Below are 18,958 nucleotides of genomic sequence, written 5' to 3' on the forward strand. Positions count from 1 at the left end.
TGATCCGGGAAACTAGGTCCGTGCGCGAATACCTGTTCATGGCGCTCATATCGGCGGCGGTCACCTACCTGCTGGTTCCGCTGGTGCGCCGCTTTGCCATCCGCATCGGCGCCATGCCGGAGATTCGCGATCGCGACGTGCACACCACGCCGACGCCCAGGCTGGGCGGCCTCGCCATGTACGGCGGGCTGGTCGTGGGATTGCTGCTGGCCGGCCAGCTCACTCACTCGAGCGAGGCGCTGACGGGCACCGTCGCCCAGCCCGTGCCCGCCCTGATCATCGCGGGCGGGCTCATCACGTTCACCGGCTTCCTCGACGACTGGTGGGGCATGGACCCCTTCATCAAGCTCGCCGGGCAGGTCGCGGCGGCCGGGGTGCTGGTCTTCTTCGAGATGCGGCTGACGTCCATCCCGCTGCCGGAGGCCTGGGGCGGCCCCACTAGCGTCGACTACACGCTCAGCACGATCATCACCATCCTGGTCGTGGTCGTGACGATCAACGCGGTCAACTTCGTCGACGGGCTCGACGGGCTCGCGGCCGGGATCGTGTGCATCGCGGGCATGGCCACGTGGGTTTATTCGATCATCATCTCGCAGAAGATCTCCGGAAGTAACATCACCGCCACGGCGGCCATCGCCGCCGTCCTCATCGGCACGTGCCTGGGCTTCCTCCCGCACAACTTCCACCCCGCGAAGATCTTCATGGGCGACACCGGGGCCATGCTGATCGGGCTGGTGCTCGCCTCCTCGATCGTGACCGTGACGCCGGTCGACACCACGGCCATCGTGGACATGAACGAGTTCCCGGTGCTGCTCCCGCTGCTGATCCCCGCGGCCGTCCTGGTGCTGCCGCTCATCGACCTGATAACCGCGGTCATTCGGCGCACGTCGCAAGGCCTGTCGCCGTTCGCGCCCGACCGAGGCCACCTGCACCACCGGCTGATGGACATCGGCCACTCGCACCGGCGCTCCGTGCTGATCATGTACGCGTGGACGTTCCTGTTCTCGTTCGGCATCGTGGGCCTGTCCAGGGTCGGCGTGCCCGTCCTGATGTTCCCCGCCGTCATCGTGCTCGCGCTCGCCGTGCTGGTTCTGATGGCGATGCCGCGCTGGCGGGGGAGAGGCGGTGCACGCGCCGCGACGCCCGACAACCCCGACGACGACGGTGGTCCGCCCACCGGGCCGATGCCGCCGATCCTTCCAGCGGATCCCCAGGTCAAGCGGCAGGCGCCGCCCTCCGGAAGCGCCCCCCACGAGCGTGCGAGCGCCGAGGGAAATCCGGGCATTCCGGTCTTTCCAAGCCGTTCTTGATCGCGAACTGGAAACGGCAGGTAAAAGCGGTCTTCCGTGAGCTTGTGATATCTTTCACGAGCAGGGACTCCAGATGCACCGGCTCTGGAGGTAGCAAACGCTCGCTTGATAACATGTTGATGGAGCATCGATGCAGGCCAACGACGTGCGCGTACTCAAGAGCGCCGCGATCCCGACCCTGGCGGTCGGAGTGGTCGCCGTGGCCGTTTCGCTCCTGATCAGTGGCGGCAAGGGAGCGCTGGGCGCCGCGATCGGCACTTTGCTCGTCGGGGTTTTCTTCAGCATCAGCGTGGTAGCGGTGTCCTATGCCGCACGGGTCTCCCCCCAGATGATGGCGATCGCGGCGATGGTCAGCTACCTCGTCAAAGTCGTCGCCATCATGGCGGTGCTGGCCTCGTTCCGTGACACCACCGCCTGGAACACCCAGGCTTTCGCCTGGTCGGTCGTGGTCTGCACGCTGGTCTGGACGGGCTTCGAAGTGCGCGCGTTCATGAAGACCAAGATGCTGTACGTCGACCCCGAGGCCCGGGTCCCCGGAAAGGGCGACTCATGAAGGCTGGTAAAGGGACGGGGTCCGATATGACTAGTCCTCTACTTGCCTGCTATCGTCAGGCCCGCGATGAGCGCAAAGGAACGCCGACCAGAAGAGGACGGTCGCGACTTCGCCGATGCCATGTGGTCAGTCCCCAGCTATCTGCTCGCAGGGATGGCCTTCTACGGGGGCATCGGGTGGTTGCTGGACCGTTGGCTGGACATGTCCGCGTTCTTCCCCATAGGCGTGGTCCTTGGGGTCGTGCTCGGCGGCTACCTGGTCTACCGGAAGTTCGGTCGCTAGCCCGACACAGCGAGCACTTCGCTGAGGAATCTCTTGTGATCCATTTCGACGTTGAAGGGAACGCCGCGTGAAGGCGCTGACGGTCCTCGCTCCTCCAAGCGATCAGTTCGGGGCACCGACTCCAGAAGAACTGTTCAATCTCCCCCCCATCATCCCGGGGGTGGACTGGCTCACCAAGCCGGTTCTTCTCGCGCTCCTGTCCTCGATCGTCGTGATCGGGTTCTGCTGGGCGGCCTTCGCCAATCCCAAGGTCGTGCCCCGGGGGCTCCAGAACGTCGCCGAATACGGCTACATGTTCGTCCGCGACCAGGTCGCCCGGCCCTTCCTGGGCAAGGACGCCGACCGGTGGATGGGCCTGCTGGTGACGCTCTTCTTCTCGGTCCTCCTCTGGAACCTCATGGGCGTCATCCCGGTGCTCCAGTTCCCGGTGGCCTCGCACATCGCCTTCCCGGCCGTGCTCGCGCTCTCGATCTACGTGCTCAAGGTCTACCTGGGCATGAAGCACCAGGGCGCGCTCGGCTACTTCAAGAACATGATGTTCCCGCCGGGACTGCCCAAGCCGATCTACGTGCTGCTCTCGCCGATCGAGTTCCTGTCGAACCTGATCATCGCGCCCTTCACGCACGCGGTCCGACTCTTCGCCAACATGTTCGCCGGCCACATGCTGCTGGCCTTCTTCAGCATGGTCGGCTTCTGGTTCCTCTTCGAGAAGCTGACGCCGCTCGGCGCCGGGGTGGGCGTGATCGGCGTGATCATGACCATCATCCTCACGGGCTTCGAGATGTTCATCCAGTTCCTGCAAGCGTTCCTGTTCGCGATGCTGGCTGCCATGTACATCGGCGGCTCGCTGCACCCAGAGCACTGAGAACCCACATACCGGAATATCCATGACCGGTGAGATTCCGCTTCACCGGCCGTCCAGTAAAGGAATAACAGTAATGAGCGTTCTCGCTGAGGTCTCCGGCAACGTCACCGCCATCGGTTACGGTCTCGCCGCCATCGGCCCCGGCATCGGCGTCGGCATCATCTTCGGTCAGGGCGTGCAGGCCATCGCCCGCCAGCCGGAGGCGTACGGCCTGATCCGCCAGAACATGCTCCTCGGCTTCGTCCTCACCGAGGCCCTCGCCCTGATCGGCCTGGTCGCGCCGTTCATCTTCCAGGGCATCAAGTAACGCGCCCTTCTGACGAAAGGCTGCACTCATGACGTACAAGGCAGCTACGATCCTCGCCGAGGAGGGGGCCGCCAACCCTCTCATCCCGCATGCCTACGAACTCGTCGTCGGTATCTTCTCGTTCTTCGTCGTCCTCTTCGTCGTCGGCAAGATCCTCATGCCGCGCATCCAGAAGACGCTGGCTGAGCGGACCGACGCGATCGAGGGCGGCATCAAGAGGGCCGAGGAGGCCCAGGCCGAGGCGCAGGCCCTGCAGCAGCAGTACCGCGACCAGCTGGCCGAGGCCAGGCACGAGGCGGCCAGGCTGCGCGAGGAGGCTCGCGAGCAGGCCGCGCAGATCAAGGCCGAGCTCCGCGAGGAGGCGCAGGCCGAGGCCCGCCGTCTAGTCGAGGCGGCCCACGCGCAGATCGAGGCGGACCGCCAGGCCGCCTTCGCCCAGCTCCGCACCGAGATCGGTCGCCTGTCGACCGAGCTGGCCGGCCGCATCGTCGGTGAGTCCCTCGAGGACGAGGTCCGGCAGAGCCGCATCGTCGACCGGTTCCTCGACGAGCTCGAGGCCTCGCCGCAGGCGGTGCGCTGATGCGCGGTTTGAGCAGGACGTCGCTGGCCGAGGTCGAGGAGCGGTTCAACGCGGTCGCAGGCAGTGCCGACCTCGGTACGCTCTCCGACGAGCTGTTCGCGGTCGCCGATCTGCTCGACCGCGAGCATGGCCTGCGCCGCGCCCTCTCCGACCCGGCCAGGTCCGGGGAGCAGAAGGCGGCCACTGTGCGCGCGCTGCTCGAGGGCAAGGTCAGCGAGGCGGCTCTTGCCACCACCGAGGGCGCGGTCGCGGCCAAGTGGTCGCGCACCGGTGACCTGGCCGACGTGCTCGAACGGCTCGGTGTCGTCGCCGCGGCCGCGGAGGCGGAGAGCCAGTCCAGGCTCGACGATGTGGAGGACGAGCTCTTCCGCTTCGGCCGCATCGTCGCCGCCAACCCCGACCTGCGTCGTGCGCTCGCCGACCAGGCCGCACCCGCGCCGGGCAAGGCGCAGCTGCTGCGCGACCTGCTCGGCGGCAAGGTCTCGCCGAGCAGCCTGCGCCTGATTACGCAGGTCGCGGTGCATCCGCGTGGGCGTAGCCTGGAAGCAGGGCTGGAGGAGGTCGGCCACCTCGTGGCCGCGCAGCGCCAGCGCCTTGTGGCGGTGGTGCGCAGCGCGGTCGAGCTGACCGAGGGGCAGAAGCAGCGCTTGGCGGCGTGGCTGAGCGCCTCCTACGGCCGCGACGTGCACCTGAACGTCGAGGTGGACAAGCGAGTGCTCGGTGGGTTCTCGGTCCGCATCGGCGACGAGATCATCGACACCACCATTGTGGGACGAATCGAAGAAGTCCGCCGCCGGTTGGCCGGCTAGGCGAATAGGGAGACAGAGTAGAGATGGCGGAGCTTACGATCCGGCCGGACGAGATCCGGGACGCGCTTGAGCGCTTCGTCCAGGCGTACGAACCGGAAGGCGCCGCGCGCGAGGAGATCGGGACCGTCGTCGACGCCGGCGACGGCATCGCCCATGTCTCCGGCCTTCCCTCGGCGATGGCTAACGAGCTGCTCGAGTTCGAGGACGGCACGCGCGGCCTGGCACTTAACCTCGACACCCGCGAGATCGGTGCCGTGATCCTGGGTGAGTTCAGCGGCATCGAAGAGGGCCAGACGGTCCGCAGGACCGGCGAGGTCCTGTCCGTGCCCGTCGGCGACAACTTCCTCGGCCGCGTGGTCGACCCCCTGGGCAACCCGCTCGACGGCAAGGGCGCCATCGAGGCCGAGGCCATTCGCGCCCTCGAGCTGCAGGCCCCCACTGTCGTCCAGCGGCAGCCCGTCAAGGAGTCGCTGGCCACCGGCATCAAGGCGATCGACGCCATGACCGCGATCGGCCGTGGTCAGCGCCAGCTGATCATCGGTGACCGTGGCACCGGCAAGACCGCGATCGCCGTCGACACGATCCTCAACCAGCGCGAGAACTGGGCCTCTGGTGACCCCACCAAGCAGGTCCGCTGCGTCTACGTGGCGGTCGGCCAGAAGGGCTCGACCATCGCGCAGGTGCGCGCTCGCCTGGAGGAGGCCGGCGCGATGGAGTACACCACCATCGTCGCCGCTCCCGCCTCCGACCCCGCTGGTTACAAGTACATCGCGCCCTACGCCGGCTCGGCGATCGGTCAGCACTGGATGTATCAGGGCAAGCACGTCCTGATCGTCTTCGACGACCTGACCAAGCAGGCGGACGCGTACCGCGCCGTCTCCCTGCTGCTGCGCCGCCCGCCGGGCCGTGAGGCCTTCCCCGGCGACGTCTTCTACCTCCACTCCCGTCTGCTGGAGCGCTGCGCCAAGCTCTCCGACGACATGGGCAGTGGCTCGATGACCGGCCTGCCGATCATCGAGACCAAGGGCAACGACGTCTCGGCGTTCATCCCGACCAACGTCATCTCCATCACCGACGGCCAGGTCTTCCTCGAGACCGACCTGTTCAACGCCGGTGTGCGGCCCGCCATCAACGTCGGTGTCTCGGTGTCCCGAGTCGGTGGCTCCGCGCAGGCCAAGGCCATGCGGAAGGTCGCGGGCACGCTGCGTCTGTCGCTGTCGCAGTACCGTGACCTGGAGGCCTTCGCGGCCTTCGCCTCCGACCTGGACGCCGCGTCCAAGGCCCAGCTCGAGCGCGGCCAGCGGCTGGTCGAGCTGCTCAAGCAGCCCCAGTACAGCCCCTTCTCGCTGGAGCGCGAGGTGGCCTCGATCTGGGCGGGCACCACGGGTGAGCTGGACGACGTGCCGATCGAGGACGTCCGCCGCTTCGAGTCGGAGTTCCTGGACTACATCCAGGCCTCGCACAAGGGGATCTTCGACACCGTCCGCGAGACCAGGGACCTGTCGGACGACACGGTGACCGCTCTGAAGGACGCCATCACGGAGTTCAAGAAGGGCTTCACCACGTCGTCGGGCGAGCTGCTGGTCAAGGACGAGCCGGTGGCTCCGCTGGAGGCCCAGGAGGTCGGCCAGGAGAAGATCAAGAAGGTTGTCCGTCCGGCGGCGGAGAAGTAGGTCATGGGAGCCCAGCTCAGGCTGCTGCGGCGGCGGATCAACTCGGTCAAGTCGACCGCGAAGATCACGCGCGCCCAGGAGCTCATCGCCTCTTCACGGATCGTGAGGGCGCAGCAGCGGATGCAGGCGGCGCTGCCTTACGAGCGTGAGATCACTCGCGCCGTCACAGGCGTCGTCAGCAACGCGGCGAGCGTCGACCATCCGCTGACGGTGGCGAAGGAGAACCCCGCCAAGGCGGGCGTGCTCATCGTCACCAGCGACAGCGGGTTCTGCGGCGGCTTCAACGCCAACGCGCTGCGCGAGGCCGAGGCCCTGCGCGGGCTGCTGGAGCAGCGCGGACTGACCGTGGTGCCGTTCGTCACCGGGCGCAAGGGTGTCACCTGGCACAGCTTCCGCCACCGTGAGATGGGCGGCCAGTGGGTCGGCTTCTCCAGGAAGCCGGCCTACGCCGACGCCAAGGAGATCGCGCAGACGCTGATCGACTCGTTCAAGGACGAGAACGGGATCGACGAGATCCACATCGTCTCGACCGAGTTCGTCTCGATGCTGACCCAGAACGTCGTGGTCAAGCGGATCCTCCCGCTGGAGGTCGAGGAGACCGAGGCGACGGAGGCCACCGCGATCCCGCCGTACTTCGAGTTCGAGCCGACGGCCGGCGACGTGCTGGAGTCGCTGCTGCCGCGTTACGTGGAGTCGCGCATCTTCACGGCGCTGCTGCAGTCCGCGGCCTCGGAGGAGGCCGCGCGGCGGCGCGCGATGAAGTCCGCGACCGACAACGCCAACGAGCTGATGCGGTTGCTGACCCAGGAGATGAACCAGGCTCGCCAGGCCGAGATCACCCAGGAAATCAGCGAGATCGTCGGTGGCGCCAACGCGCTCGCTGACGCCGCAGCGGGGAAAGAGTGAAATGACTGCAGAGGCTGTTGAAAACGTAGAGGCCGCGGCGGCCGGCACGGGCCGCGTGGCTCGTGTCACCGGCGCCGTCGTCGACGTGGAGTTCCCCGTCGAGGCGATGCCCGAGATCTATAACGCTCTCAAGGTCGAGGTGACCCTCGGCGGCGAGAACAAGACCCTGACCCTCGAGGTCGCCCAGCACCTGGGCGACAACCTGGTCCGGACCATCTCGATGCAGCCCACCGACGGCCTGGTCCGAGGCCAGGCGGTCGAGGACACCGGCGCCCCGATCTCGGTGCCGGTCGGCGACGTGGTCAAGGGTCACGTGTGGAACGCGCTGGGCGAGACGCTCGACGTGCCGACCTCTTCGCTCAAGATCTCCGAGCGGTGGGGCATCCACCGGCCGTCGCCGGCGTTCGACCAGCTCGAGTCCCGCACCGAGCTGCTCGTCACGGGCATCAAGGTCATCGACCTGCTCACGCCGTACGTGCAGGGTGGGAAGATCGGCCTGTTCGGCGGCGCCGGCGTGGGCAAGACCGTTCTGATCCAGGAGATGATCCGCCGGGTCGCCCGCAACTTCGGTGGCACCTCGTGCTTCGCCGGTGTGGGCGAGCGCACCCGTGAGGGCAACGACCTCTGGCTGGAGATGGAGGAGGCGGACGTCCTCAAGGACACCGCGCTCGTCTTCGGCCAGATGGACGAGCCGCCGGGCACCCGTCTGCGGGTCGCCCTGTCGGCTCTGACCATGGCGGAGTACTTCCGCGATGTGCAGAAGCAGGACGTGCTGCTGTTCATCGACAACATCTTCCGCTTCACGCAGGCCGGTTCCGAGGTCTCCACGCTGCTCGGCCGCATGCCGTCCGCCGTGGGTTACCAGCCCACGCTGGCCGACGAGATGGGTGTGCTCCAGGAGCGCATCACCTCGACGCGTGGTCACTCGATCACCTCCATGCAGGCGATCTACGTGCCCGCGGACGACATCACCGACCCGGCGCCGCACAACGCGTTCGCGCACCTCGACGCGCAGACCGTTCTTTCGCGGCCGATCTCGGAGAAGGGCATCTACCCGGCGGTGGACCCGCTCGACTCCACCTCCCGGATCCTCGACCCGCAGATCGTGGGCGAGGAGCACTACCGGGTGGCTCAGGAGACCAAGCGGATCCTGCAGAAGTACCGCGAGCTCCAGGACATCATCGCGATCCTCGGTATCGACGAGCTGTCCGAGGAGGACAAGGTCACCGTCCAGCGGGCCCGCCGCATCGAGCGCTTCCTGTCGCACCCGATGTACGCCGCCGAGGCGTTCACCGGCCAGCCGGGCGAGACCGTCCCGCTGGACGAGACCATCGCCTCCTTCAAGGGCCTGTGCGCGGGTGAGTACGACCACCTGCCTGAGCAGGCGTTCTTCATGGTCGGTGGCATCGAGCAGGCCGTGGCCAAGGCCAAGGACCTCGAGCGCCGGTAAGTCGCCCTAGGGTGGTGGCGCGGTGACGCAAGCCGTGCCACCACCAGATCGGAAAGGAACCTACAAAAGTGGCGAAGCTACGAGTAGGGGTTGTCTCACCAGAGCGTGAGATCTGGTCGGGCGAGGCCGACATGGTGATTGCCAAGACCGTGGACGGCGAGATCGGTATTATGCCGCAACACGCACCTGTGCTCGGCGTTCTCGTCGAGGGCGGCGTGCTGCGCGTGAAACGGGAGGGCGAGGGCGACCTCGTGGCTGCGGTGCACGGCGGTTTCATCTCCGTGGCCGACGACGAGGTCTCCGTGCTCGCCGAGGTGGCCGAGCTCGGTTCCGAGGTCGACGTCGCGGCTGCCCGCGACGCTCTCGACCGGGCGCAGGCCTCGATCGAGGCCAACCAGGAAGACGCCGACGCGGCAATCGAGGCCAAGCGTGCCAGGGCTCGGCTCCGCGCGGCGGGCGAAGAGGTTTAATAATTACAAGCGGGGCTCTGGGGGGCGGCATGGTGGCGACGGTTCTGATTCTCGTAGCTTTTGCCGCCCTCATAGTCCTGCGGGGCGTCACGCTGGCCCGCTCGCGCGGGAGCGTACTGTGTCGCCTGCGTGTGGGCGACCGCGGCTGGCAGAGCGGGGTAGCCCGCTACGCCGACGGGGAGCTCCACTGGATTCCGCTCCTGGGCGTCCGACTGAGGCCGCGCCACGCGATCGCGAGGCGCGGCCTCGTCATTTCCGCCCGCCGTGAGATCGACGGCGGGCTTTTCGCTGTCGACTGCGGCGGGACGACTCGCGGGATCTCCCTCGCGATGAGCGCCGACGCCTTGACCGGCTTCCTGGCGTGGCTGGAGTCCGCGCCGCCCAGCGCCTACCTGGACGTGGCCTAGCAGCGGGTGCAGCTCGGCGCCTACGTGGACTTCGCGCCTAGCGGGTGCCGCCCGGCTTCCAGAGGATCTCGTTGCCCCCGTGGGCGACCCGGCAGGCGATGAAGAGCAGGTCCGACAGGCGGTTGAGATATTTCGCCGTCAGCATGTTCATGTCGTCGTGGGCCTGCAGGGCCGCCCACGTGGTGCGCTCCGCCCTGCGGACCGTCACCCTGGCCACGTGGAGCGCGGCCGTGGCGGGGTCGCCGCCGGGGAGCACGAAGCTGCGCAGGGGCTTGAGCTCGGCGTTGAAGCGGTCGCACTGCTCTTCCAGCCGGTCGATGTACGACTGCTCCACCCGCAGGGGCGGGAACTCCGGATTCTCCACGACCGGCGTGGCCAGGTCGGCCCCCACGTCGAACAACTCGTTCTGGATCCGGACCAGGACCTCCACGAGGTCCGCGGGCAGCGTGCCGTGCGAGAGGGCGAGCCCCAGGTGAGCGTTGGCCTCCTCGACGTCGGCGTAGGCGGCCAGCCGGGGATCGGTCTTGGAAGCCCTGCTCATGTCGCTCAGCGCGGTGGTGCCATCGTCGCCTGCGCGGGTGTAGATCCGGGAGAGGACGACCGGCTTGTCCTTGTCGGCGCGCGTCATGGCATCAGCGTAATGACAAATGTCATCAGAAAGGGACGCGGGATCCATACTGGGGCCGTGATTTCCGCGACTAGCAGGGCGAACGCCGCCGACGACACGATTGACCCATGACAAAGGAGATGACCTGATGCTCGAGATCAGCGAGCTGCGTAAGCGCTTCGGCGGTGGGCCCGGCGCCCCCGAAGGCAAGGTCGCCCTGGACGGAATCAGCTTTTCAGTACGGCCCGGCGAGATGTTCGGGTTCGTGGGCGCGAACGGCGCCGGCAAGACGACGACCATGCGCATCGTCATGGGGGTGCTCCAGGCGGACTCCGGCTCGGTGAGCTGGCAGGGCAGGCCGCTCGGCTACGACGACCGGCGGCGCTTCGGCTACATGCCAGAGGAGCGAGGGCTTTATCAGAAGATGCGCGTCGCCGAGCAGATCGAATATTTCGGTCGCCTGCACGGGCTCAGTCCCGCTGCCGCGAAGAAGGCCACGGACGAGCTGCTGGAGCGGCTAGGGCTGACCGAGCGCAGGGGCGACGCCGTGCAGGCGCTCTCGCTGGGCAACCAGCAGCGCGTGCAGCTGGCCGTGGCGCTGGTGCACGAGCCGGAGGTGCTGGTGCTGGACGAGCCGTTCTCCGGGCTCGATCCGATCGCGGTGGACGCGCTGGCCACGGCTCTGCAGGAGCGTTGCAGGGGCGGCGTGCCGGTGATCTTCTCCAGCCATCAGCTGGAGCTGGTCGAGCGGCTGTGCGACTCGGTGGGCATCGTCTCGGCGGGCCGGATGGTGGCCACGGGCACGGTGGCCGACCTGCGGGCGGCCGAGGGCAATACGCTGCGCGTCGTCGTACGCGACCCTGCCCCCGGCTGGGCTGACGGCCTGCCCGGCACGGTCACCGTGAGCGGCGACAGGCACGTCCTGCGTACCGGCGACGGCGGGGACGACCAGGAGATCCTGCGGCGCGCCGCGAAGGCAGGGCACGTTGAGCACTTCGGGGTCGAGCGGCCGACCCTCACCGAGATCTTCAAGGAGGCCGTGGCGTGAACGGGCTGATGCTGGTCGCCCGCCGGGAGATCACCACGCAGCTGCGGACCAAGGGGTTCGCGATCGGTCTGATCATCACGGCCTTGCTGGTGGCGGCGGTGTCCTTCGCGCCCAAGGTGATGGGCGGGCCGGACTCGTACACGCTGGGCACCGTCAACTCCCAGCAGCTGCCGCTGCAGGCCGCCGCGCCGGACGCGAAGTTCGAGTGGCGTGGCTTCCCCGACGAGGCCGCCGCCAAGCGGGCCGTGCTCGACGGGGACGTGGACGCGGTGCTGGTCGACGGCACGAGGGTGCTGACGGACGGTGAGATCGACAGCCAGCTCGGCGTGCTGCTGCAGAGCGTCAACCGCGAGGTGAGGCTCGGCGCCGCCGGCGTGTCGATCCCGCCGCTGAAGATGGAGTCCGTGGGCGCCGACACGCGCTATGAGGCGGCCCGCGCCGGGATCGCCGTGGTGCTCGTCCTGGTGCTCTTCATGCTTCTCATGGGCCAGGTCATGATGGTGGCCATGGGCGTGGTGGAGGAGAAGGGGAGCCGGATCGTGGAGATCCTGCTCTCGACGCTGCGGCCGTGGCAGCTGCTCGGCGGCAAGATCATCGGGCTGGGCGTGGTCGGCCTGATCAACCTGGTCACGATCCTGTTCGTCGGGTTCGTCTCGGCCTCGGCCTCCGGGGTCGCCTCCGACTTCCCGCCCGGGATCCCGGGGGTGCTGGCCGGGGTGCTGGTGTGGTTCATTCTCGGGTACGCGTTCTTCGCCACGCTGGCGGCCGCGCTCGCTTCGCTGGTCTCGCGCCAGGAGGAGGTGAGCACCGTGATGACGCCGCTGACCATGGTCATCATGCTCACGTACCTCGTGGCCTTCTACGCGACCGACGACCCGACCGGCACGCTGGCCACGGTGGTGTCGTACGTGCCGCCGTTCTCCTCCATGGTCATGCCGGTGCGGATGGCCGCGACCGAGGTGCCCCTGTGGCAGGCGGGGGTGTCGATGGCGGCCATGGCGCTGGCCGTGCTCGCGGTGCTGGGCTTCGGCGCCAAGATCTACCAGCGGGCCGTGCTGCGGACCGGGGCCAGGCTCAAGCTCGGCGACGTGCTGCGCGCGGGCTAGATGGACGAGATCACGCGGGCGCGCCGCCTCACCTGGAAGGTGCTGATCTCGAACTTCGTCGTGATGTGGCTGCTCATCGCCATGACGACCGCGATCATGTTCGCCGAGGGAAGGCTTCAGTGGTGGCGTGTCGTGCCCGCGCTGATCGCCGCGATCTGCTTCACGTGGTACTGCTCGCGCATACTCAACGAGATACTGGACCACCGCCGCTATCCCACCAGGCAGGTGGTGGTGGCGGCGGTTCTCGCGCTGGTCACGGCGGTCCTGGGCGGGGCCGACCCGTTCGGGTGGGGTTTCGTGCTCATGTGCTGGTTGGGCGTCGCCACGCTCGAGATCCCCAGACGCAGGTCCTGGTCGATGGCGGCGGGCGCGTGGGCGGTCGGCATCGCGCTCGGCGGCCTGACCCTGGCGACCGGCACGCCTGTCATGGGCATGGACCTGCCCGTGGGCGCGGGCCTCATCTTCTACACGCTGACCTACGGGATCTGGTGCGCGATAGTGCCGCCGTCCAACAGGGTCTGGGTGTGGATCTGGTCGCTCGCCGTACAGGCTCATGAGGGGCGGGAGGCGCACACGCGGCTGGCGCTGGCCGAGGAGCGGCTGCGCTTCGCCAGGGACCTGCACGACCTCGTGGGGCACCAGCTCTCCGCCATCGCGGTCAAGACCGAGCTGGCCGTACGGCTGTCGGACGTGGACGCGGGGGCGGCCAAGGCCGAGATGGCCGAGGTGAACGCGCTGACCAGGAAGGCGCTCAAGGAGCTGCGGCAGGCCGTGCGCGGCTACCGCGAGCTTGACTTGGCAGCTGAGCTGAATAGCGTGAAGGGAGTGCTCGAAGCGGCGGGCGTCCGCTGTGAGCTGCGCATGCCCTATGGCGAGCTGCCTGACGAGGTGGCGCCGGTGTTCGCCTACGCGGTTCGCGAGGCGGTGACCAACGTGCTCAAGCACAGCACCGCGACGTTCTGCGACATCACGATCCGCTTCACCCCGCAGGAGGCGGAGCTGAGCGTACGTAACGACGGCGTGGCGCGGAGGCAGGCCGCGGATCTGGGGAGCGGGCTGACGGGCATGGGGGAGCGTATGGCCGCCGTGGGCGGCAAGGTGAGCGCCCACCCTACGGACGACGGAGAGTTCCTGCTGAAAGCAGTCGTGTCAATTCCGATAGGTGGGTAGGGGAGACAAGACTGCACAGGGTTCGGCTCGATGAGAGCTCTGCGCAGGGCAGTGACTACGCTGCGTGTCTGACTGAGGAGGTGGCATGCGAGTCCGGGGCAATCCACGTGCCCAGGTAGTACGGATCGGTGCCAGGCTCGACGCCGGCACCTCCGCTGGGGTGCGGGAGCGGCTGCACAAGGCTCTCGACTCCGGCGAAGGTGACCTGATCCTGGATCTCTCCAAACTGGAGATGATCGACGCGACCGGTCTCGGGGTGCTGGTGGGCTCGCATAGGCGCGCGCTGAGCGTGCAACGCCGCCTCGTTCTTCGGGGGGTGCCACCGAGGATCATGCGGATCCTGGCGGTGACCCGGCTGAATCGGGTCCTGCATGTAGAGGTTCCGGCTGCCGCGGTGGCCTGATGTGACATATCGAGCGGGCGACGATCAGCCGTTGCCCGCTCTTTCTTGGGTTAGCCAGAATGCGGTTTTCGGGCTGACCGTTGGAAATGGTTCTCGAATACTCAGGGCGCGCCGAGGCTCTGGGTGAAGATGTGCACCGCGACGTCGACGAGTTCGTCGATCGGCGGTTGCTCGTCCGCCTGCAGCCATTCGATGAGCAACTCTTGTAGCGCTCCAACTACACCGAGTGCCACCAGTCGCCGATTCAACCTGGTGGTCTGTGCGAAATCGGCGGACGCCTCCTCGATGAGGCGCGCGAACGAGTCCACCGAGCGCTGACGGGACTGCGTCAGGACATCTCCCGAGCGGCGTACCTCGACGTGCATGATGCGGGCGCGCCGCCAATCCGCCGTTGTGAACTCGATATAGGCGTGAATCCCGGCCTTGACTCTGTCGTCAAGTGTCTTCGGCGCCTCCTGGACGGCTTTGGTCACGACCGCGAGGCTTTCGTCCACGCAGCGCTCGTGTAACGCCTGAAGGAGCTCCTCGCGTCCGCCGAAACATTCGTAGAAGGCGCGGTTGGAGATCCTCGCCTCCGAGCACAGCCTTTCGATGGTCGTCGCCGTGAATCCCGGCTTGGCGTATAGCGTGTACGCGGCCGTCATCAGCCGCTCGCGTCTGTCTGCCAGTCTTTGCTCAGCTGACATCCCCCGGTAAGACCGGTTCACATTCCACCCGTCCAACATGATCGTGGCCCCCAGAGCACACAATTATGGACGGATGATCCGTTTTGGGAAAGGGTAAGAAGATTAACTTTTACGTCGGCCGTGCAAGAAGGTGACAAGCCTGATCAGCCGCTCAAGTTCGGCGGGCCCCCGGGTGAACGATGTCAGGTTCATCCCGGGCATCGCGAAGCGCTGACGGGAGATGGCTTTGGGCCTGGCGAACTCGCGTAGACCGTCGGCTCCGTGTATCCGCCCGAACCCCGAATCGCCCACCCCGCCGAACGGCAGCGCCGGCACTCCGGCGAACGAGATGATGGAGTTGATGGCGGTCATTCCGGTACGCATCATGCGGGCGAGTTCCATGGCCCTGTGCGTGTTCCGGGAGAAGATGGTCCCGCCCAGGCCGTACGCGGAGGCGTTGGCCAGTTCCAGGGCCTCCTGGGCGTCGCGGGTGCGGCGGACGGTGATGGTCGGGCCGAACGTCTCCTCGCGCACCGCGGGGGAGTCCTCCGGCACGTCTTCGACGATCACGGGGTCCACGTACGGAGCGCGTACGGATCCGGGGCCACCGGTCACGACTTTTCCGGATTTGGCGGCGTCATCGATGTGCCGCTTGATGATGTCCACCTGCCCCGGCATCGTGATCGGCCCGTAGTCCTCGCCGGCCTTCACCTTTGTCGCCCGGTCGGACAGCTCGCGCATGAAGCTTTCATAGACGGCGTCGACGACGTAGACGCGCTCGACGCCCACGCAGGTCTGGCCCGCGTTGGACATCGCGCCCCACAGGCAGGCGTCGGCGGCCTTCTCGAGGTCGGCGTCGGCGTCCACGATGAACGCGTCCTTGCCGCCGCACTCGGCCACGATGGGCGTGAGGTTCTCGGCGCAGGCGGCCATGACGCGCTTGGCCGTGGCAGTGGACCCGGTGAACGCCACCTTCTTGACCCTCGGATCGCCGGCCAGCGCCGCCCCGGTCTCGCCCAGCCCCGTCACGGCCTGGAACACGGGCTGTTCGGGCACCGCCTCGGCGAACAGCTCGGCCAGTCGCACACCGATGCCTGGGGTGAGCTCGCTGGGCTTGAACACGACGGCGTTGCCGGCCGCCAGCGCGTAGGCGATGGAGCCCATCGGGGTGAAGACCGGGTAGTTCCACGGGCCGATCACCCCGACCACGCCGAGAGGGAGGTATTCGAGCGTGGCGGCCAGGTTGAGGCCGATCATGCCGGTGTTGACGCGACGGCGGCCCAGGACTTTGTGCGCGTTGCGCGCGGCCCAGTCGAGGTGGGTGATGGCCAGCACGATCTCCAGCGTGGCGTCGCCCAGAGGCTTGCCGGTCTCCTCATGGACCAGCCGGGCGAGGTCCCTGAGGTTCTGGGTGATGACCGCCTTGTAGTCCAGCAGCCGCTGCTTCCGCTCAGCCGGTCCGACGGCGGCCCACCACCCGGCCGCCTCCTCCGCCCGCCCGACGGCCTCGTGGACGGCGTCGGGGGTGTGCTTGGGGTGACTGCCGACGATCTCGCCGGTCGCCGGGTTGAGTGAGTCGAACGTCAGCGTCGTCATGGCGCCACGATAATCCGGTAAGTCGCCCCTTACTAGGCCAAACGCCACCCCTTGGCCTTACGCCGCCTGACCGTTGGCGGCACGTGACGCGTGCGGCGCGGCTGGGCGCAATGTGGACGGCGCCAGGGGTGGGCCACGGTAACCGGGCAATCATGGGCTCGCGTAACGGCGCCCAGCCGGTGAAGGGACAGAGGCCGTTTCCTGGAGGGCCACCAGCTGAAGTATGGCGGGTGGCTTGCTCAGGGCGCAGCCGTAACGTATGGGGGTCTCACCATGTGCGGCGGGATGGCAACAGATCAGATCAGAACAGAGTCGGGTTCTCGGGTTCGATGCCGCGGAGGGTGTCGTAGTCCAGGGTGACGCAGTCGATGCCGCGGTCCGTGGCAAGAACACGCGCCTGGGGTTTGATCTCCTGGGCGGCGAAGACGCCCCGCACGGGTGCCAGCAGCGGGTCGCGATTGAGCAGCTCAAGATAGCGAGTCAGCTGCTCGACCCCGTCGATCTCCCCCCGCCGCTTGATCTCCACCGCCACCGTCGCCCCCACCGCGTCCCGGCACAGGATGTCCACCGGCCCGATCGCCGTCATGTATTCCCGCCGGATCAGCGAATAGCCGTCCCCCAGCGTCGTGATGTGCTCGGCGAGCAGCTCCTGCAGATGGGCCTCCACCCCGTCCTTGATCAGCCCGGGGTCGACGCCGAGCTCGTGGCTGGAGTCGTGGAGGATCTCGGCCATCGTCAGGACCAGCTTCTCGCCGGTCTTGCCGTGGGTGACCGTCCAGGTCTCGCCGTCCTCCTTGAGCTTGCACGGCGGGTTCATCCAGTTGAGCGGCTTGAAGGCGCGGTCGTCGGCGTGAATGCTCACGCTCCCGTCCGCCTTGATCAGTACAAGCCTGGGGGCCATCGGCAGGTGCGCCGTGAGCCGTCCGATGTAATCCACGCTGCATCGCGCGATGACCAGCCGCATGACGCTCCACCTTAGCGGCTCTGGAAAACTGGACGCATGGCGTTCGAACGGGTGGGAGTGGTCGGGCTCGGCACGATGGGGGCCGGGATCGCCGAGGTGTTCGCGCGGGCCGGGCTGCGCGTGATCGGGGTCGAGGCCGACGCCGAGGCGCTGGCCAGGGGGCGCGGGCATCTCGAGCGCTCCACCGGGAAGGCCATGGACAGGGGGAAGCTGGCGCCGGGGCAGCGGGACGAGATCCTGGGCCGCATCACGCTGACCACCTCGCGCGAGGACCTGCGGGACGTCGACCTGGTGGTCGAGGCGATTCCCGAGATCCTCGATTACAAGATCTCGCTGTTCAAGGACCTCGACCGGATCTGCGAGCCCGAGACCGTGCTGGCCACCAACACCTCCTCGCTGTCCGTCACCGCCATCGCCGCCGCCACCGGCCGCCCCGACCGGGTGGTCGGCATGCACTTCTTCAACCCCGCGCCGGTGATGAGGCTGGTCGAGGTCGTGGGGACGGTGGTGACCGCGCCCGGGGTGGTGTCGGACATCACGGCGCTGGCGGGCAGGCTGGGCAAGACGGCCGTGGCGGTGGGCGACCGGGCCGGTTTCGTGGTCAACCGGCTGCTCCTGCCCTATCTGAACCAGGCCGCCGTGCTCATGGAGCTGGGCGTGGCCGGGCGCGACGACATCGACGCGGCGATGCGGCTGGGCGTGGGGCTGCCCATGGGGCCGTTCGCGCTGCTCGACCTGATCGGGCTCGACACCGCGTACGAGGTGATGGGGGTGCTGTTCGACGAGACACGCGACCGGCGGCACGCGCCCTCGCCGCTCCTGCGCGAGCTGGTCACCGCCGGGCTGCTGGGCCGCAAGACGGGCCGCGGCTTCTATGGCGACTCACCGCCCAAGGAGCCGGTGAAGTCCAGGCTCGGCACGTTCGAGGTCGTCGGGTCCGAAGGCGACGGGGCTAGGGGCGACGGGCTCGAGGAGCGGCTGCGGGCGGCCGGGTTCAAGTCGTCCGGCGACCCCGACGTCGTGCTGCGCCTCGCCGACCGCCCCGTGATCGAGCACGCCGTACGCCTCCCCGATCCCGCCAGGATGGTCGGCGTGCACCTCGTCGGCGACCAGGTGGCCGAGCTCGTCTCGACGGCGCTCACGTCGGAGGACGCCGCGGCCGCCGCCAGGGACCTGGTGAAGATCGCCGGGCTGACGCCGGTGCCGTGCAAGGACAGGGCGGGGTTCGTGGTGGACGCCCTGCTCTTCCCCTACCTGAACGACGCCGTGCGGATGTACGACTCGGGATACGCCTCGATCGAGGACATCGACGCGGCCATGCGGCTGGGCTGCGGTTATCCAGCCGGACCCTTCGAAATGCTGGAGTCCTTCGGCCTGGCCAGGGTCAGAGACGGCCTGAGAGCCCTCTACGCCGAGTACCGCGAGCCCGCCTTCGCGCCCGCGCCCCTGCTCGACCAGCTGGTCATTGCCGAAGTGAGCGAGTTCCCACGTCGATGAGCCCCCGCCGCGCCCGCCGTAGGGAGTCCTCCCGCCCCTTCGGCTTCCCCACCGGGCTGGACAAAGTGGAGGAATGGCCCGACGGCGAGTGGAAGGTACGCATGCTCACCGGCGCCTCCTCGACCAAGGACTACCGGTGCCCGGGCTGCGACCAGGAGATCCGCAGCGGCCAGCCGCACCTCGTGGCCTGGCCCAACTGGCCGGGGGGCGACGAGGAGCGCCGCCACTGGCACCCGGCCTGCTGGCGTAAGAGACTCGACCGCGGCCCAGGCCGCACCCGTTATTGAAGG

22 protein-coding genes are annotated in these 18,958 nt (G+C 67.9%); 18 read left to right on the top strand and 4 right to left on the bottom strand.

The genetic code is table 11. The annotated features are described in order from the left end of the window. The first annotated feature begins 20 nt into the window (after positions 1-20). From ACQPWU_RS10430 to ACQPWU_RS10485, 12 genes are all read left to right on the top strand, one after another. Positions 21-1,310 (top strand): glycosyltransferase family 4 protein, encoded by a 1,290-nt coding sequence (locus ACQPWU_RS10430; protein ID WP_433445181.1) that lies wholly within the window; start codon positions 21-23, stop codon positions 1,308-1,310. Positions 1,311-1,440: 130 nt separating this feature from the next. Next, the gene (locus tag ACQPWU_RS10435) at positions 1,441-1,863 is read left to right on the top strand and encodes a hypothetical protein (protein ID WP_433438629.1); all 423 of its coding nucleotides are present in this window, start codon (positions 1,441-1,443) and stop codon (positions 1,861-1,863) included. Positions 1,864-1,929: 66 nt separating this feature from the next. Continuing rightward, positions 1,930-2,145, top strand: a complete 216-nt coding sequence (locus tag ACQPWU_RS10440; RefSeq protein ID WP_360692451.1) for an AtpZ/AtpI family protein — start codon at positions 1,930-1,932, stop codon at positions 2,143-2,145. Positions 2,146-2,305: 160 nt separating this feature from the next. Next, positions 2,306-3,010: a F0F1 ATP synthase subunit A gene (gene atpB / locus ACQPWU_RS10445; protein ID WP_433438630.1), complete on the top strand. Its 705-nt coding sequence runs from the start codon at positions 2,306-2,308 to the stop codon at positions 3,008-3,010. Between the two features lie 73 nt (positions 3,011-3,083). Continuing rightward, positions 3,084-3,317, top strand: coding sequence for an ATP synthase F0 subunit C (gene atpE, locus ACQPWU_RS10450; RefSeq protein WP_036327412.1), 234 nt, complete (start codon positions 3,084-3,086; stop codon positions 3,315-3,317). Positions 3,318-3,345: 28 nt separating this feature from the next. Continuing rightward, entirely contained in the window at positions 3,346-3,897 is a 552-nt protein-coding gene (locus ACQPWU_RS10455) for a F0F1 ATP synthase subunit B (protein WP_433438631.1), read from the top strand. Next, a complete protein-coding gene (locus ACQPWU_RS10460; protein WP_433438632.1) occupies positions 3,897-4,706 on the top strand; it encodes a F0F1 ATP synthase subunit delta in 810 nt (269 codons plus the stop codon). The genes ACQPWU_RS10455 and ACQPWU_RS10460 overlap by 1 nt, the downstream gene beginning before the upstream one ends. A gap of 23 nt (positions 4,707-4,729) precedes the next feature. Next, entirely contained in the window at positions 4,730-6,379 is a 1,650-nt protein-coding gene (atpA, locus tag ACQPWU_RS10465) for a F0F1 ATP synthase subunit alpha (RefSeq protein ID WP_433438633.1), read from the top strand. A gap of 3 nt (positions 6,380-6,382) precedes the next feature. Further along, positions 6,383-7,285 (top strand): F0F1 ATP synthase subunit gamma, encoded by a 903-nt coding sequence (locus ACQPWU_RS10470; RefSeq protein WP_360692435.1) that lies wholly within the window; start codon positions 6,383-6,385, stop codon positions 7,283-7,285. Between the two features lies 1 nt (position 7,286). Further along, positions 7,287-8,735: a F0F1 ATP synthase subunit beta gene (atpD, locus tag ACQPWU_RS10475; RefSeq protein WP_433438634.1), complete on the top strand. Its 1,449-nt coding sequence runs from the start codon at positions 7,287-7,289 to the stop codon at positions 8,733-8,735. A 68-nt stretch (positions 8,736-8,803) separates the two neighbouring features. Continuing rightward, on the top strand, positions 8,804-9,205 hold the full coding sequence (locus ACQPWU_RS10480; protein WP_043616272.1) for a F0F1 ATP synthase subunit epsilon: 402 nt from the start codon (positions 8,804-8,806) through the stop codon (positions 9,203-9,205). Between the two features lie 29 nt (positions 9,206-9,234). Beyond that, entirely contained in the window at positions 9,235-9,612 is a 378-nt protein-coding gene (locus ACQPWU_RS10485) for a DUF2550 domain-containing protein (RefSeq protein ID WP_433438635.1), read from the top strand. A 37-nt stretch (positions 9,613-9,649) separates the two neighbouring features. Here ACQPWU_RS10485 and ACQPWU_RS10490 read toward each other — a convergent pair whose 3' ends face one another. Further along, positions 9,650-10,240 (bottom strand): cob(I)yrinic acid a,c-diamide adenosyltransferase, encoded by a 591-nt coding sequence (locus tag ACQPWU_RS10490; protein WP_433438636.1) that lies wholly within the window; start codon positions 10,238-10,240, stop codon positions 9,650-9,652. 127 nt (positions 10,241-10,367) lie between these two features. Between ACQPWU_RS10490 and ACQPWU_RS10495 the strand changes: the two genes are divergently transcribed. The 4 genes from ACQPWU_RS10495 to ACQPWU_RS10510 all read left to right on the top strand — a co-directional run bounded on the left by ACQPWU_RS10495 (position 10,368) and on the right by ACQPWU_RS10510 (position 13,946). Further along, the gene (locus ACQPWU_RS10495; protein ID WP_433438637.1) at positions 10,368-11,267 is read left to right on the top strand and encodes an ABC transporter ATP-binding protein; all 900 of its coding nucleotides are present in this window, start codon (positions 10,368-10,370) and stop codon (positions 11,265-11,267) included. Beyond that, the gene (locus ACQPWU_RS10500; RefSeq protein WP_433438638.1) at positions 11,264-12,373 is read left to right on the top strand and encodes an ABC transporter permease; all 1,110 of its coding nucleotides are present in this window, start codon (positions 11,264-11,266) and stop codon (positions 12,371-12,373) included. The genes ACQPWU_RS10495 and ACQPWU_RS10500 overlap by 4 nt, the downstream gene beginning before the upstream one ends. After that, positions 12,374-13,543 (top strand): sensor histidine kinase, encoded by a 1,170-nt coding sequence (locus tag ACQPWU_RS10505; RefSeq protein ID WP_433438639.1) that lies wholly within the window; start codon positions 12,374-12,376, stop codon positions 13,541-13,543. 85 nt (positions 13,544-13,628) lie between these two features. Further along, the gene (locus ACQPWU_RS10510; protein WP_138720739.1) at positions 13,629-13,946 is read left to right on the top strand and encodes an STAS domain-containing protein; all 318 of its coding nucleotides are present in this window, start codon (positions 13,629-13,631) and stop codon (positions 13,944-13,946) included. Between the two features lie 101 nt (positions 13,947-14,047). On the opposite strand, the gene ACQPWU_RS10515 is transcribed toward ACQPWU_RS10510, so the two are convergent. The 3 genes from ACQPWU_RS10515 to nucS all read right to left on the bottom strand — a co-directional run bounded on the left by ACQPWU_RS10515 (position 14,048) and on the right by nucS (position 17,171). Beyond that, the gene (locus tag ACQPWU_RS10515; protein ID WP_433438640.1) at positions 14,048-14,590 is read right to left on the bottom strand and encodes a TetR/AcrR family transcriptional regulator; all 543 of its coding nucleotides are present in this window, start codon (positions 14,588-14,590) and stop codon (positions 14,048-14,050) included. A 144-nt stretch (positions 14,591-14,734) separates the two neighbouring features. Continuing rightward, positions 14,735-16,207 (bottom strand): aldehyde dehydrogenase family protein, encoded by a 1,473-nt coding sequence (locus ACQPWU_RS10520; protein WP_433438641.1) that lies wholly within the window; start codon positions 16,205-16,207, stop codon positions 14,735-14,737. 301 nt (positions 16,208-16,508) lie between these two features. Next, on the bottom strand, positions 16,509-17,171 hold the full coding sequence (gene nucS, locus ACQPWU_RS10525) for an endonuclease NucS (RefSeq protein ID WP_433438642.1): 663 nt from the start codon (positions 17,169-17,171) through the stop codon (positions 16,509-16,511). A 36-nt stretch (positions 17,172-17,207) separates the two neighbouring features. Here nucS and ACQPWU_RS10530 point away from each other — a divergent pair, with 36 nt between their 5' ends. Together ACQPWU_RS10530 and ACQPWU_RS10535 are read left to right on the top strand one after the other, a co-directional pair. After that, a complete protein-coding gene (locus tag ACQPWU_RS10530) occupies positions 17,208-18,668 on the top strand; it encodes a 3-hydroxyacyl-CoA dehydrogenase family protein (RefSeq protein WP_433438643.1) in 1,461 nt (486 codons plus the stop codon). Further along, the gene (locus ACQPWU_RS10535; protein ID WP_433438644.1) at positions 18,665-18,955 is read left to right on the top strand and encodes an ATP/GTP-binding protein; all 291 of its coding nucleotides are present in this window, start codon (positions 18,665-18,667) and stop codon (positions 18,953-18,955) included. The genes ACQPWU_RS10530 and ACQPWU_RS10535 overlap by 4 nt, the downstream gene beginning before the upstream one ends. The last annotated feature ends 3 nt before the right edge of the window (positions 18,956-18,958 follow it).

This window comes from Nonomuraea sp. CA-141351, assembly GCF_050944675.1.
Classification (GTDB): domain Bacteria; phylum Actinomycetota; class Actinomycetes; order Streptosporangiales; family Streptosporangiaceae; genus Nonomuraea.

Coding starts and splice junctions, on each gene's coding strand:
- ACQPWU_RS10435 (WP_433438629.1), top strand. CDS start 1,441: ATGCAGGCCAACGACGTGCGCGTACTCAAGAGCGCCGCGATCCCGACC.
- ACQPWU_RS10440 (WP_360692451.1), top strand. CDS start 1,930: ATGAGCGCAAAGGAACGCCGACCAGAAGAGGACGGTCGCGACTTCGCC.
- atpE (WP_036327412.1), top strand. CDS start 3,084: ATGAGCGTTCTCGCTGAGGTCTCCGGCAACGTCACCGCCATCGGTTAC.
- ACQPWU_RS10455 (WP_433438631.1), top strand. CDS start 3,346: ATGACGTACAAGGCAGCTACGATCCTCGCCGAGGAGGGGGCCGCCAAC.
- ACQPWU_RS10460 (WP_433438632.1), top strand. CDS start 3,897: ATGCGCGGTTTGAGCAGGACGTCGCTGGCCGAGGTCGAGGAGCGGTTC.
- atpA (WP_433438633.1), top strand. CDS start 4,730: ATGGCGGAGCTTACGATCCGGCCGGACGAGATCCGGGACGCGCTTGAG.
- ACQPWU_RS10470 (WP_360692435.1), top strand. CDS start 6,383: ATGGGAGCCCAGCTCAGGCTGCTGCGGCGGCGGATCAACTCGGTCAAG.
- atpD (WP_433438634.1), top strand. CDS start 7,287: ATGACTGCAGAGGCTGTTGAAAACGTAGAGGCCGCGGCGGCCGGCACG.
- ACQPWU_RS10485 (WP_433438635.1), top strand. CDS start 9,235: ATGGTGGCGACGGTTCTGATTCTCGTAGCTTTTGCCGCCCTCATAGTC.
- ACQPWU_RS10490 (WP_433438636.1), bottom strand. CDS start 10,240: ATGACGCGCGCCGACAAGGACAAGCCGGTCGTCCTCTCCCGGATCTAC.
- ACQPWU_RS10495 (WP_433438637.1), top strand. CDS start 10,368: ATGCTCGAGATCAGCGAGCTGCGTAAGCGCTTCGGCGGTGGGCCCGGC.
- ACQPWU_RS10505 (WP_433438639.1), top strand. CDS start 12,374: ATGGACGAGATCACGCGGGCGCGCCGCCTCACCTGGAAGGTGCTGATC.
- ACQPWU_RS10510 (WP_138720739.1), top strand. CDS start 13,629: ATGCGAGTCCGGGGCAATCCACGTGCCCAGGTAGTACGGATCGGTGCC.
- ACQPWU_RS10515 (WP_433438640.1), bottom strand. CDS start 14,590: ATGACGGCCGCGTACACGCTATACGCCAAGCCGGGATTCACGGCGACG.
- ACQPWU_RS10520 (WP_433438641.1), bottom strand. CDS start 16,207: ATGACGACGCTGACGTTCGACTCACTCAACCCGGCGACCGGCGAGATC.
- nucS (WP_433438642.1), bottom strand. CDS start 17,171: ATGCGGCTGGTCATCGCGCGATGCAGCGTGGATTACATCGGACGGCTC.
- ACQPWU_RS10530 (WP_433438643.1), top strand. CDS start 17,208: ATGGCGTTCGAACGGGTGGGAGTGGTCGGGCTCGGCACGATGGGGGCC.
- ACQPWU_RS10535 (WP_433438644.1), top strand. CDS start 18,665: ATGAGCCCCCGCCGCGCCCGCCGTAGGGAGTCCTCCCGCCCCTTCGGC.